We start from the raw sequence: 13122 nt of genomic DNA on the forward strand, positions 1-13122 counted from the left end.
GTGACCGCCCATGAATGATTTACAGATCGACGACATTAAAACCGACGAAAACGCCGCCATGGTGTTGTTGGTGGACGATCAGGCGATGATCGGCGAAGCCGTGCGCCGTGGGCTGTCGAATGAAGAGAACATCGACTTCCACTTCTGCTCCGATCCGCACCAGGCCATCGCCCAGGCGGTACGGATCAAACCGACGGTGATCCTGCAGGACCTGGTGATGCCCGGCCTCGACGGCCTGAGCCTGGTGCGCGAATACCGCAATCACCCGGCGACCAAGGACATCCCGATCATCGTGCTGTCGACCAAGGAAGACCCGCTGATCAAGAGCGCGGCGTTTTCCGCCGGGGCCAACGATTATCTGGTGAAACTGCCGGACACCATCGAGTTGGTGGCGCGCATCCGCTATCACTCGCGCTCCTACATGACCCTGCTGCAGCGGGATGCGGCGTACCGTGCGTTGCGTGTCAGCCAGCAGCAGTTGCTCGACACCAACCTGGTGCTGCAACGCCTGATGAACTCCGACGGCCTGACCGGGCTGTCCAACCGCCGGCACTTCGACGAGTACCTGGAGCTGGAATGGCGCCGCTCGCTGCGCGACCAGAGCCAGTTGTCGTTGCTGATGATCGATGTCGATTACTTCAAGTCCTACAACGACAGCTTCGGCCACGTCGAAGGCGACGAGGCGCTACGCAAGGTCGCCACGGCGATCCGCGACGCCAGCGCCCGGCCGTCGGACTTGCCGGCACGTTACGGCGGTGAAGAGTTCGCGCTGGTGCTGCCGAACACCTCGCCGGGCGGCGCGCGGCTGGTGGCGGAGAAACTGCGCCAGACCGTGGCGGCGCTGAAAATTCCGCACAACACCCCGAGCGACGGGGCGAGCCTGACTATCAGCATCGGCCTGGCGACCATGGTGCCGCAGGCGGGCAGTGATTGTCGGTTGCTGATTTCGGCAGCGGATCGCGGGTTGTACCTGGCGAAGAACAACGGGCGTAATCAGGTTGGCATCGAATAGGTCTCTCGAACCTGCAAATCCCCCTGTGGGAGCGGGCTTGCTCGCGAAGGCGGAGTATCACTCGACATCAATGCTTAATGACACACCGCCTTCGCGAGCAAGCCCGCTCCCACAGAGGATGCGCATCAGGCCATGTCAAGTGAATCGTCTTAACAGCCGCCAGACGGGCTGCCGTGACAGCCTGATTACGTTATACTCGCCGGCTTTCAAAAGTTCGCCAACGAGTGCTGCCCGTCATGGAAATCAACCCGATCCTGAACACCATCAAGGACCTGTCCGAGCGCTCCGAAACTATTCGGGGGTATCTTTGACTACGATCAAAAGCATGAGCGTCTGACTGAAGTCAATCGCGAGCTTGAAGATCCGAGTGTCTGGAACAAACCTGAATATGCCCAGGAACTGGGCCGCGAGCGCTCGGCGCTGGCGCAGATCGTCGACACCCTCGACGAACTGAACGCCGGTCTGGCCGATTGCCGCGACCTGCTGGACATGGCCGTCGAAGAAAACGACGAAGGCGCAGTGGGCGATGTCGTCGCCGAGCTGGCCCGTCTCGAGGAAAACCTCGCCAAGCTTGAATTCCGCCGCATGTTCAGCCACGAGATGGACCCGAACAACGCCTACCTGGACATCCAGGCCGGCTCCGGCGGCACCGAGGCCCAGGACTGGGCCAACATCCTGCTGCGCATGTACCTGCGCTGGGCGGACAAACGCGGTTTCGACGCAACCATCATGGAACTGTCGGCCGGTGAAGTCGCCGGTATCAAAGGTGCGACCGTGCACATCAAGGGCGAATACGCCTTTGGCTGGCTGCGCACCGAGATCGGCGTGCACCGTCTGGTGCGCAAGAGCCCGTTCGACTCCGGCAACCGTCGCCACACCTCGTTCTCTGCGGTTTTCGTCTCGCCAGAGATCGACGACAAGGTGGAAATCGAAATCAACCCGGCAGACCTGCGGATCGACACCTATCGTTCCTCCGGTGCCGGTGGTCAGCACGTAAACACCACCGACTCGGCCGTACGTATCACCCACGTACCGACCAACACCGTGGTCAGCTGCCAGAACGAGCGTTCCCAGCACGCCAACAAGGACACCGCCATGAAAATGCTGCGGGCCAAGTTGTACGAGCAGGAAATGCAGAAGCGCAACGCCGCTTCCCAGGCGCTGGAAGACACCAAGTCGGACATCGGCTGGGGTCACCAGATCCGTTCGTACGTGCTCGACGCCTCGCGGATCAAGGACCTGCGCACCAACATTGAACGCAGCGACTGCGACAAGGTGCTCGACGGCGACATCGACGAATACCTGGAAGCCAGCCTGAAATCGGGGCTGTAAAAGACGCACGCAGGGTCGCTGATGCAACGCGATCCCTGTAGGAGCCAGCCCTGCTGGCGATTCCCGGGCCGCCAGGCCCGGGGGCAACGAACCTGATGGAATATCTGAAGACATGAGCGACCAACAACTCGACCCGCAAGCCCTGCAACAGGAAGAAAACTCCCTGATCGCCCTGCGCAAGGAAAAGCTGGCTGCCGAGCGCGCCAAGGGCAACGCCTTCCCGAACGACTTCCGCCGCGAAAACTACTGCGAAGATCTGCAGAAGAAATACGCGGACAAGACCAAGGAAGAGCTGGCCGAGGCTGCAATTCCGGTCAAGGTTGCCGGTCGCATCATGCTCAACCGTGGCTCGTTCATGGTGATCCAGGACATGACCGGTCGCATCCAGGTCTACGTCAACCGTAAAACCCTGTCCGAAGACACCCTGGCCGCCGTCAAGACCTGGGACATGGGCGACATCATTGCCGCCGAAGGCACCCTGGCGCGTTCCGGCAAGGGCGACCTGTACGTCGAAATGACCAACGTGCGCCTGCTGACCAAGTCGCTGCGCCCGCTGCCGGACAAGCATCACGGCCTGACCGACACCGAACAGCGCTACCGTCAGCGTTACGTTGACCTGATCGTCAACGAAGACGTGCGCCAGACGTTCCGCGTGCGTTCGCAAGTGATCGCGCACATCCGCAGCTTCCTGATGAAGCGCGACTTTCTCGAAGTCGAAACGCCGATGCTGCAGACCATTCCTGGCGGCGCTGCGGCCAAGCCGTTCGAAACCCACCACAACGCGCTGGACATGGAAATGTTCCTGCGTATCGCGCCTGAGCTGTACCTCAAGCGTCTGGTGGTTGGCGGTTTCGAGAAAGTGTTCGAGATCAACCGTAACTTCCGTAACGAAGGCGTTTCGACCCGTCACAACCCTGAATTCACCATGTTGGAGTTCTACCAGGCTTACGCCGACTACGAAGACAACATGGACCTGACCGAAGAACTGTTCCGTGAACTGGCGCAACTGGTGCTGGGCAGCACCGACGTGCCGTACGGCGACAAGGTGTTCCATTTCGGCGAGCCGTTCGTGCGTCTGTCGGTATTCGACTCGATCCTCAAGTACAACCCTGAGCTGACGGCCGATGACCTGAACGACATCGACAAGGCCCGCGCCATCGCCAAGAAGGCCGGCGCCAAGGTGCTGGGCTTCGAAGGTCTGGGCAAGCTGCAGGTGATGATTTTCGAAGAGCTGGTCGAGCACAAGCTGGAGCAGCCGCACTTCATCACTCAGTACCCGTTCGAAGTGTCGCCGCTGGCCCGTCGTAATGACGAGAACCCGAACGTCACCGACCGTTTCGAGCTGTTCATCGGCGGCCGTGAAATCGCCAACGCCTACTCCGAGTTGAACGACGCGGAAGACCAGGCCGAGCGTTTCATGGCGCAGGTGGCCGACAAGGACGCCGGCGACGACGAAGCCATGCACTACGACGCCGACTTCGTGCGTGCGCTGGAGTACGGCATGCCGCCAACGGCCGGTGAAGGTATCGGCATCGACCGTCTGGTGATGTTGCTGACCAACTCGCCGTCGATCCGCGATGTGATCCTGTTCCCGCACATGCGACCGCAAGCGTAAACGTTTCAGTCAAAAAGCCGCCTAAAACAGGCGGCTTTTTATTGCCTGTCTGGTACAAATGTATCAGTTGGTTAATTTTGCAATAGCAGAGGAAGTCCAGTCGTGATGGTTGCAATCGCTCAAGAAGGTGCAGCGGGTATCGCCACTGCGGTCGCTGAAAGTGTTCAGTACCAGGGCCGCAAGGCCAGCCGACAGGGCAGTGAGCAGCGTCGACAGGACATTCTCGACGCGGCGATGCGCATTGTCGTGCGTGACGGCGTGCGTGCCGTGCGCCACCGGGCCGTGGCGGCCGAGGCCGGTGTGCCGCTGTCGGCTACCACTTATTACTTCAAGGATATCGATGACCTGCTCACCGATACCTTCGCCCAATACGTCGAACGCAGCGCGGCCTACATGGCCAAGCTGTGGATCAACAACGAAGGCCTGCTGCGCGAGATGGTCGTCAGTGGCGACGGCAGCCCCGAGTCGCGCTCGCAACTGGCGGACGACATCGCGCGGCTGATGGCTGACTATGTGCATCGGCAACTGGCCAATCGTCGCGAACATCTGATGGCCGAGCAGGCGTTCCGCCAGGAAGCGCTGCTCAACCCGCGGCTGGCGGATCTGGTGCGCTCGCATCAGCAGATTCTGCTGCAGGGCACCTGCCAGTTGTTCCAGGTGCTGGGCTCGCGTGAACCGCAGCAGGATGCCAAGGTGTTGACGGCGATTATCGGACGGATGGAATATCAGGGCCTGCTCAACGACGCCGAGCCTTTGGCCGAACAGGACATGCTCGGGATTCTGACGCGGTATATGCATCTGGTCCTCGCCTCGGTGTAACGCCAATCCCTGTGGGAGCGAGCCTGCTCGCGAATGCGGTCTGACATTCAACATCTTTGTTGCCTGACACACCGCTTTCGCGAGCAGGCTCGCTCCCACAGGTGAAAGTGGTGATCGTCAGGGCGGGATATGTTCATAGGGAGTATTGAATGAAAGCCTGGCGTGGCGTGCTGATCGCCTTGTCGTTCCTGCTGCTCAGTGGCTGTCTGGTGACCTTCAAGGATCCGCTGCCTGCCAGTGACCCGGCGCCCAGGGGCCTGCTGGGCACGTGGTCGAGCACCAATGCCTGGGGCGAGCCGATGAACCTCGAGCTGACCCGCATCGGCACTAATCGCTATCAGGCCGTTACCTGGTTCAAGGCCCGACCCCACGAGCGCGAGGCGTACCCGTTCACTGTGTCGCGCCATGGCAGTCGCTGGTACCTGTCGGCGAAAGTGCCGGCGCGTTACGGTGGTCAATACACCATCGCCGGTTTCGAACTCACCGACAAACACGAACTGGTGGTGTACAACCTCGACCTCGAACAGATCAATCAGGCGATCAAACAGCAAGCCCTCGACGGCCAGCCGTTCCAGACCGCCGACGACGGCGACGGCGTGCAGGTCGACAGTAGCCTCGACAAGGTCTTTGCTTACCTCGACGATCCGGCCAATTCCGATGTATTCGTCGAGGCCGCGCGCTATCAGCGCCAGGCCCGCGCCAAATAATTCAGTTTTCTACAGGAGTTTCGGGTGGACGATTACCAGCAGACGATACGCACGCTGTCCGATCGCATTGTGCTGGCGCAGACGCCGATCCGCGTGCTCGATGCGGTGAAGTGGGACGAGAACATCCGCAAGGGCTTTCTCAAGGCCAAGGGCAAGGAAATGCCCGCGGTGGATCGTGACTACTACCTCAATCGGCCGCTGTCCTTCGATTCGAGCAAGGTCAAACTGGAATTCCAGAATATCGAGCGCGACATCACCCGCCAGCTCGGCCAGTTCAACCCGGTCGGGCAGATCATGCGGCGCATGTGCAAGGAATACCGCATGGTGGTGCGCATGCTCGAAGCGCGCGGCACCGAGGATTTCGGCCTGATCTCCCAGGAACTCTACGGCGCCGCCTCCGATGCGTTCCACGCCGGTGACCCGACCCTGGCCGACCTCGGCCTGATGATGTCCGACTATCTGAACAACATTGATGGCCGTGGCGACCTGAAGGACGAACCGAAGATCCTCACCGCCAAGGATGCCGTGCACCTGCTGCAAACCCGTTTGAACAAGGTGTTTGGCGAGGCCGAGGAAACCATCCGCGTGTTCGAGTCCGACGGCATCGTCGCCGACGCGGCGGCAGGCGCCGACTACATCAAGATCCGCACCGACGCGCTGTTCAACGACCGCGACGTGCGTGCACTGGAAGTCCACGAAGGCCTGGTGCACGTCGGCACCACGCTCAATGGCTTGAACCAGCCGATCTGCACCTTCCTGTCCAAAGGCCCACCGTCGTCGACGGTGACCCAGGAAGGTCTGGCGATTCTGATGGAAATCATCACCTTCGCCTCCTACCCAAGCCGTCTGCGCAAACTGACCAACCGCACCCGCGCCATTCACATGGTCGAGGAGGGCGCGGACTTTTTGCAGGTGTTCGAGTTCTTTCGCGAGCAGGGCTTTGAAATGGCCGAAAGCTACGGCAACGCCAGCCGGGTGTTCCGTGGTTCGACCCCGACCGGTCTGCCATTCACCAAAGACTTGTCCTATCTCAAGGGCTTTATCATGGTTTACAACTACATTCAGTTGGCCGTGCGTAAAGGCAAGCTCGAGCAGGTGCCGCTGCTGTTCTGCGGCAAGACCACGCTGGAAGACATGCGCACCCTGCGTCAACTGGTCGATGAAGGTCTGGTGGTGCCGCCCAAATATCTGCCGGAACAGTTCCGCGACATGAACGCGCTGTCGGCGTGGATGTGCTTCTCCAACTTCCTCAATCACTTGAGCCTGGACCGGATCGAGGCGGATTACTCAAACATCCTCTGAACCACACACAAACCCCTTGTAGGAGTGAGCCTGCTCGCGATAGCGGTGTGTCAATCAACATAAATATCGACTGGCACACCGCTGTCGCGAGCAGGCTCACTCCTACAGTTTTTGACTGTATTCCAATTCGAATTCTGCGAGGTTTCACCGGATGAGAATCCTCGGCATCCTTTGCCTGCTCCTGACCCTCAGCGGTTGCAGTTCGCTGCTGTTTTACCCCGAACCGGGCCAGATCTTTACCCCGGAAAAAGCCAGGCTCGAATACCGCACCGTCACATTGGTCACGGCGGATGGCTTGAAGCTCAACGCCTGGTGGCTGCCGGCCAAACCCGGGGTCGAGGTCAAAGGCACAGTGCTGCACCTGCACGGCAACGGCGGTAATCTGCCGATGCACCTCGGCGGCAGCTGGTGGTTGCCGAAAAACGGCTATCAAGTGCTGTTGGTGGACTATCGCGGGTACGGCTTGTCCGAGGGCGAACCGAGTCTGCCGGCGATCTATCAGGACATCGACGCCGCGTTCGCCTGGCTCGACAAGGCGCCAGAGGTCAAAGGCAAACCGCTGATCCTGCTCGGCCAGAGCCTCGGCGGATCGATGGCCGTGCATTGGCTGGTGCAGCACCCCGAGCGGCAGAAACAGCTAAAGGCTTTCGTGCTCGACGGTGTGCCCGCCAGTTACCGCAGTGTCGGCCAGTACGCCCTCAGCACTTCATGGCTGACCTGGCCATTCCAGGTGCCACTGTCGTGGCTGGTGCCGGACAGTGACAGCGCGATCAACTCGATGCCGCAGCTCAAGGGCGTGCCGAAACTGATCTTTCACAGCATCGATGACCCATTGGTGCCAATGTCCAACGGCATCCGCCTGTATCAGGCTGCGCCGCCACCACGCGTGCTGCAGCTGACCCGCGGCGGTCACGTGCAGACCTTCGGCGACCCGGTCTGGCGGCAGGTGATGCTGCGTTATCTGGAAGATCCCGAACACTTCAACGGCCTGCGCCGCCTCGGCGAGATCCCGAATTATCCGCAACCTCCGAATTCTGAAGATGAGAGTCCGCAATGACTGAAGAACGTAACGCCATCCCGCTGATCATCACCGGTATCTGCAGCATCCTCGGCACGGTCGGGGCGCTGTGGTACTACGGCTACCTGCACTTCGCCAAACCCGAGGATGCGCTGCTGCTCAACGAGTTCACCATGCTCAAGACCGTGCCGGGCGAAGACTACAAAGTCTCGCTGGACCCGGCGCCGCAAGTGGCGCAGTGCATTGATGGCGTGCTGGTGCTGTTCGACACCGAGCAGAAAGGCCTGACCGGTGTGCTGATCAATGCGCAGAAAAAAGCGGTGCGCTGCATGGGCCAGGAAACCCCGCAGAAACTCGAACCATAAAAGCAAAAGATCGCAGCCTTCGGCAGCTCCTGCAGGAGAATGCATTCCAATGCAGGAGCTGCCGAAGGCTGCGATCTTTTGATCTTAAAAAGCCCCGCCTGATCACTCAGGCGGGGCTTTTGCGTTAGCGCGTGTTGCTTAGTTCGAGCTGACTGCCGAACGTGGCATCACTGGCTGGTTGTCGTTGGAAATGGTCACTTCCACACGACGGTTCATTGCACGACCCGAGACGCTGCTGTTATCGGCAACCGGGTATTCCTTGCCATAACCCTGAACCACGATGCGCGAAGGATCGACGCCCATCTTGATCAGAGCGACTTGTACCGAGGTGGCACGACGCTCGGACAGCGACTGGTTGTACGAAGCTGCGCCGGTGCTGTCGGTGTAACCCTCGACGATCACTTTGCGATCAGGGTTTTCCTGGAGGAATTGCGCCAGTTTGTTGATGTTCACCAGACCGCTGGATTTCAGGTCGGCCTTGTTGGTGGCGAACAGCACGTCACCGAAGGTCACCAGGGTACCGCGATCGGTCTGCTTGGCATTCAGGCTCTGCTGCAGTTGTTTGATCTGCTGATCACGAGCGTCCAGGCGCGCCTGAGCACGTTGCGCAGCAGCGTTTTTCAGGTTGTTCTCAGCGGTGCGCAGGGCGATGGTCTGCTTGGCCACTTCCACGCGCTGGTTGGTCAGGTAGGCCAGTTGGTCAACCTTGGCCGCGTCTTGCTTGTCCAGATAAGCCTTGTCGGCCTTGTCCAGGTAATCGCTGGCGTCCTTGGTTTCCAGGGCAGCGACTTTGCTTGCCTGTGGGTTGGCCTGCAGGCCGGCGTAGTTGGTGCGCGCCTGTTCCAGGTTAGGGTTAGGCGGGGTGGAGCAGGCAGCCAGGGCAACGCTTGCGGCCAGAAGAGCGGGGATCATCAGTTGCTTACGCATAATTTGTCGTCCTTTCTATCGATAAAAGTTTCAGCTTTGCGATTCGGGATGCGCGCTTACTGCACGGTGCGCTGACTTTCCTGACGCAGTTCCTGAACACCTTTCTGGGAATCCTTCACAGCCTGTTCGGCCTTGGCAGCCTGAGCCTTGCGTTCTGCTACGCGAGCGTCCCATTCGGCTTGCTCTGCAAGGGTACGAGCCTCTTCATACTTCTTGTCGTGCATGGCGATTTCGGCTTGCTTGAGCTTGTCCTGAGCCTGCTTCATTTCCACTGCTGCGAACTCGGTACCACCGGCGCTGACGGCGCTGTTGACGGCCGATTGAGTCACGGCGTACTGCTCGGTCGGCGGGTTACCGGCGCAACCGGCCAGAACAAAGCTGGTACCGATAGCCAGAGCAGCCAGTTTCAGACCGCGCAGGTGGGAGAACGAGGTTTGGGTCTTCATGGTCTTCAACTCCATTGTTTAACTCCTGATAAAACCGAAAATCCATCCTGGTCGAGGAGCCGCAAGCGTCATGTGAAAGCGCGTTTTTGAAACGCTCGTTCCAGGCGTGGTTACAGGTTCCGACCGGAGGCGTTTTTCAAAAGTTCAGAAAAGATGGCCTATCGCCAAAATTTTTTTTGACCGAACCGACAAGGCTCTGAGTCGGGAACTTTGGAGGCGGGGAGAGGTACGCGCGGGGGAAAACAGGCAATTTTCCAGATGAAAACACGACCCCTGTAGGAGTGAGCCTGCTCGCGATAGCGGTGTGTCAGTCAGCATCAATAGCTACTGACACACCGCTATCGCGAGCAGGCTCACTCCTACAGTTTGATCTTTGTTGTGTCAGTGCTTTTGCTTGCCGGCAGCGGCGGACAAATCCTGCAAATGCCGCCTCGAAAGCGCCAGAAACCGCGGCGTCGGCCCGACATCTTCATACAGCGGATCACCTTCTTCATCGGTGGCCACCACCGTCGAGCCTTTCACATACGGCAGACTCGCCTCGAACTCTTCGAGCGCGGCGCCAATCAGTTCGCCAAGCAGTTCTTCCGGGTGGCGTTTGGGATACATCTCGGCAATCGCCGCCAGTCGCGCAGCGGCCTCGACGTCCAGATGAATCGTGTAGCCGGTGTCGGTCAGGCGACCTTTGGCGTTTTCTTCCCAATGCTGGGCGAGTTCACGAATTTTCATGATGACCTCATTTCGCGCCTGCTCGTGGCAGGCCTGGGTGAGTGTCCGGCGGGGCCGGCGGCAAGCCGTTGTACGGCTTACTGTTGAGACTAGCTCCAAGCCCCAAGGTTTAAAGTCCCTTCGTCGTCTGCTTGTAAGAAGCGCCGTAGAGCGGCACTCTCTGGGCAAAGCATTCGTTTCTGCGCCGTCCCGATTACCGCTGGAGAACTGCTGATGACCGATATTGATGCACGCTTGCGCGAGGACGTTCACCTGCTCGGTGAGCTGTTAGGCAATACCATCCGTGACCAGTATGGCGAGGAGTTTCTCGACAAGATCGAGCAGATTCGCAAGGGCGCCAAGGCCGACCGCCGTGGCTCGATGGACGCCGAACTGAGCGCCAGCCTCAATCAGTTGAGCGAAGACGAACTGCTGCCGGTGGCGCGGGCGTTCAACCAGTTTCTCAACCTGGCAAACATCGCCGAGCAGTATCAGTTGATTCATCGCCGCGAAGAGTCGCAGCCAGCGCCGTTCGAGTCTCGCGTACTGCCGGAACTGCTAGCGCGCCTGCGTAACGAAGGCCACAGCGCGGAATCGCTGGCGCGGCAACTGGCGCGCCTGGAAATCGAACTGGTGCTGACCGCGCACCCGACCGAAGTGGCGCGGCGTACGCTGATCCAGAAGTACGACGCGATCGCCGCGCAACTGGCCGCGCAGGATCATCGCGACCTGACCAGCGCCGAGCGCGAACAGATTCAGAACACCCTGCAACGGCTGATCGCCGAAGCCTGGCACACCGAAGAAATCCGCCGCACCCGGCCGACCCCGGTCGATGAAGCCAAATGGGGTTTTGCGGTGATCGAGCATTCGCTGTGGCAGGCGATTCCCAACCATATGCGCAAGGCCGACAAGGCGCTGTATGAAGCGACGGGCCTGCGTTTGCCACTGGAGGCGGCGCCGATTCGCTTTGCCTCGTGGATGGGTGGCGACCGCGACGGCAACCCGAATGTCACGGCTGCAGTGACCCGCGAAGTACTGTTATTGGCGCGCTGGATGGCCGCCGACCTGTACCTGCGCGATGTCGATCATCTGGCCGCCGAACTGTCGATGCAGCAGGCCAGTGACGCGCTCAAGGCCAAGGCCGGCGACAGCGCCGAACCTTACCGGGCGGTGCTCAAGCAATTGCGCGAACGCCTGCGCGCCACGCGCAACTGGGCCCATGCGTCGCTGACTGCGACCACGCCGGCGCCGGCCGACGTGTTGCACAACAACCGCGATCTGCTCGATCCGCTGGAGCTGTGTTTCAACTCACTGCACGAATGTGGCATGGGCGTGATTGCCGACGGGCCGTTGCTCGATTGCCTGCGTCGGGCAGTGACCTTCGGCCTGTTCCTGGTGCGCCTCGATGTGCGCCAGGATTCGACGCGGCACAGCTCGGCGATGACCGAAATCACTGACTACCTCGGCCTCGGTCGCTACGAAGACTGGGACGAAGAACAGCGCATCAGCTTCCTCACCCGCGAATTGAGCAATCGCCGGCCACTGCTGCCGGCGCATTTCAAACCGTCCGCCGACACCGCTGAAGTGCTCGCCACTTGCAAGGAAATCGCTGCCGCACCGGGCGCCTCGCTGGGTTCCTACGTGATCTCGATGGCGGGCGCCGCCTCCGACGTGCTGGCGGTGCAACTGCTGCTCAAAGAGTCCGGTGTGCTGAGGCCGATGCGTGTGGTGCCGCTGTTCGAGACCCTTGCCGACCTCGACAACGCCGGGCCGGTGATGGAGCGTCTGTTGCTGCTGCCGGGCTACCGCGCGAGGCTGCAAGGCCCGCAGGAAGTGATGATCGGCTACTCCGACTCGGCCAAGGACGCCGGCACCACCGCTGCGGCCTGGGCGCAATATCGCGCGCAGGAGCGGCTGGTGGAGATCTGCCGCGAGCAGCAAGTCGAACTGCTGTTGTTCCACGGTCGCGGTGGCACCGTGGGCCGAGGCGGCGGTCCGGCGCATGCGGCGATTCTGTCGCAGCCGCCGGGGTCGGTAGCGGGGCGTTTCCGAACCACCGAGCAGGGCGAAATGATTCGATTCAAATTCGGCCTGCCGGACATCGCCGAGCAGAACCTCAATCTGTATCTGGCTGCCGTGCTCGAAGCGACGCTGTTGCCACCACCGCCACCGACGCCGGAATGGCGGCACCTGATGGATGAACTGGCCGCCGACGGCGTCGCTGCGTATCGCGCGGTGGTGCGGGAGAATCCGCAGTTCGTCGAGTACTTCCGCCAGTCCACACCGGAGCAGGAACTGGGACGCTTGCCCCTCGGCAGCCGCCCGGCCAAGCGCCGTGCCGGTGGGATCGAGAGCCTGCGGGCGATTCCGTGGATTTTCGGTTGGACCCAGACTCGTCTCATGCTACCGGCCTGGCTCGGCTGGGAAACCGCGTTGAGCAAGGCGCTGGAGCGCGGCGAGGGCGAGTTGCTCGGGCAGATGCGCGAACAGTGGCCGTTCTTCCGCACGCGTATCGACATGCTGGAAATGGTCCTGGCCAAGGCCGACGCCGACATCGCACTGTCTTACGATCAGCGGCTGGTCGAGCCGGAGCTGCTGCCGTTGGGCGCGCAGTTACGCGACCTATTGTCGCAGGCGTGCGCGGTGGTGCTTGGTCTGACCGGGCAGTCGCAACTGCTGGCACATAGCCCAGATACCCTGGAATTCATCCGTCTGCGCAACACTTACCTCGACCCGCTTCATCTATTGCAGGCCGAGCTGCTGGCCCGTTCACGGCAACAGAATGTCGAGCAGGGCAGCCCGGTGGAGCAGGCGCTGCTGGTGTCTGTGGCGGGGATTGCCGCCGGTTTGCGAAATACCGGCTAAGGTTTTTGC

General features: G+C 60.7%; 12 protein-coding genes. 9 read left to right on the plus strand and 3 right to left on the minus strand.

Annotated elements, in window-relative coordinates:
• Positions 1 to 10 precede the first annotated feature (10 nt).
• From AC1RBR_RS05570 to AC1RBR_RS05605, 8 genes are all read left to right on the plus strand, one after another.
• A complete protein-coding gene (locus AC1RBR_RS05570; RefSeq protein WP_095138319.1) occupies positions 11 to 1012 on the plus strand; it encodes a diguanylate cyclase domain-containing protein in 1002 nt (333 codons plus the stop codon).
• Between the two features lie 236 nt (positions 1013 to 1248).
• Positions 1249 to 2344, plus strand: a protein-coding gene (prfB, locus tag AC1RBR_RS05575; protein WP_098967418.1) for a peptide chain release factor 2 whose coding sequence is annotated in 2 segments (ribosomal slippage) — positions 1249 to 1320 and positions 1322 to 2344 — 1095 coding nt in all. Because the reading frame shifts where the segments join, the coding sequence is not laid out codon by codon here.
• A 112-nt stretch (positions 2345 to 2456) separates the two neighbouring features.
• Positions 2457 to 3959: a lysine--tRNA ligase gene (gene lysS / locus AC1RBR_RS05580; RefSeq protein WP_095138320.1), complete on the plus strand. Its 1503-nt coding sequence runs from the start codon at positions 2457 to 2459 to the stop codon at positions 3957 to 3959.
• Positions 3960 to 4064: 105 nt separating this feature from the next.
• Positions 4065 to 4778: a TetR/AcrR family transcriptional regulator gene (locus AC1RBR_RS05585; RefSeq protein ID WP_096795806.1), complete on the plus strand. Its 714-nt coding sequence runs from the start codon at positions 4065 to 4067 to the stop codon at positions 4776 to 4778.
• 149 nt (positions 4779 to 4927) lie between these two features.
• Positions 4928 to 5485 carry a hypothetical protein gene (locus tag AC1RBR_RS05590; RefSeq protein ID WP_492563373.1) on the plus strand — a complete coding sequence of 186 codons (558 nt, stop codon included), beginning with the start codon at positions 4928 to 4930 and terminating at the stop codon, positions 5483 to 5485.
• A gap of 24 nt (positions 5486 to 5509) precedes the next feature.
• Positions 5510 to 6787, plus strand: a complete 1278-nt coding sequence (locus tag AC1RBR_RS05595; RefSeq protein ID WP_003222055.1) for a flavohemoglobin expression-modulating QEGLA motif protein — start codon at positions 5510 to 5512, stop codon at positions 6785 to 6787.
• A 151-nt stretch (positions 6788 to 6938) separates the two neighbouring features.
• A complete protein-coding gene (locus AC1RBR_RS05600; RefSeq protein ID WP_492563374.1) occupies positions 6939 to 7844 on the plus strand; it encodes an alpha/beta hydrolase in 906 nt (301 codons plus the stop codon).
• A complete protein-coding gene (locus AC1RBR_RS05605) occupies positions 7841 to 8170 on the plus strand; it encodes a PA3694 family proteiin (RefSeq protein WP_007964217.1) in 330 nt (109 codons plus the stop codon). The genes AC1RBR_RS05600 and AC1RBR_RS05605 overlap by 4 nt, the downstream gene beginning before the upstream one ends.
• Before the next feature lie 138 nt (positions 8171 to 8308).
• On the opposite strand, the gene lptF is transcribed toward AC1RBR_RS05605, so the two are convergent.
• The 3 genes from lptF to AC1RBR_RS05620 form a co-directional block, all read right to left on the minus strand.
• Entirely contained in the window at positions 8309 to 9097 is a 789-nt protein-coding gene (gene lptF, locus AC1RBR_RS05610) for a lipotoxin F family OmpA-related lipoprotein LptF (RefSeq protein WP_007964218.1), read from the minus strand.
• A 56-nt stretch (positions 9098 to 9153) separates the two neighbouring features.
• A complete protein-coding gene (locus AC1RBR_RS05615) occupies positions 9154 to 9558 on the minus strand; it encodes a DUF4398 domain-containing protein (protein ID WP_481396578.1) in 405 nt (134 codons plus the stop codon).
• 366 nt (positions 9559 to 9924) lie between these two features.
• A complete protein-coding gene (locus AC1RBR_RS05620; protein ID WP_003222064.1) occupies positions 9925 to 10269 on the minus strand; it encodes a hypothetical protein in 345 nt (114 codons plus the stop codon).
• A 213-nt stretch (positions 10270 to 10482) separates the two neighbouring features.
• Between AC1RBR_RS05620 and ppc the strand changes: the two genes are divergently transcribed.
• Complete coding sequence (ppc, locus tag AC1RBR_RS05625) at positions 10483 to 13113, plus strand: phosphoenolpyruvate carboxylase (RefSeq protein WP_166496626.1); 2631 nt, start codon at positions 10483 to 10485, stop codon at positions 13111 to 13113.
• Positions 13114 to 13122 lie beyond the last annotated feature (9 nt).

This window comes from Pseudomonas sp. GW823-FHT01D03, assembly GCF_058798255.1.

Coding starts and splice junctions, on each gene's coding strand:
- AC1RBR_RS05615 (WP_481396578.1), bottom strand. CDS start 9,558: ATGGAGTTGAAGACCATGAAGACCCAAACCTCGTTCTCCCACCTGCGC.
- AC1RBR_RS05600 (WP_492563374.1), top strand. CDS start 6,939: ATGAGAATCCTCGGCATCCTTTGCCTGCTCCTGACCCTCAGCGGTTGC.
- AC1RBR_RS05605 (WP_007964217.1), top strand. CDS start 7,841: ATGACTGAAGAACGTAACGCCATCCCGCTGATCATCACCGGTATCTGC.
- ppc (WP_166496626.1), top strand. CDS start 10,483: ATGACCGATATTGATGCACGCTTGCGCGAGGACGTTCACCTGCTCGGT.
- AC1RBR_RS05585 (WP_096795806.1), top strand. CDS start 4,065: ATGGTTGCAATCGCTCAAGAAGGTGCAGCGGGTATCGCCACTGCGGTC.
- AC1RBR_RS05570 (WP_095138319.1), top strand. CDS start 11: ATGAATGATTTACAGATCGACGACATTAAAACCGACGAAAACGCCGCC.
- lysS (WP_095138320.1), top strand. CDS start 2,457: ATGAGCGACCAACAACTCGACCCGCAAGCCCTGCAACAGGAAGAAAAC.
- AC1RBR_RS05590 (WP_492563373.1), top strand. CDS start 4,928: ATGAAAGCCTGGCGTGGCGTGCTGATCGCCTTGTCGTTCCTGCTGCTC.
- AC1RBR_RS05620 (WP_003222064.1), bottom strand. CDS start 10,269: ATGAAAATTCGTGAACTCGCCCAGCATTGGGAAGAAAACGCCAAAGGT.
- lptF (WP_007964218.1), bottom strand. CDS start 9,097: ATGCGTAAGCAACTGATGATCCCCGCTCTTCTGGCCGCAAGCGTTGCC.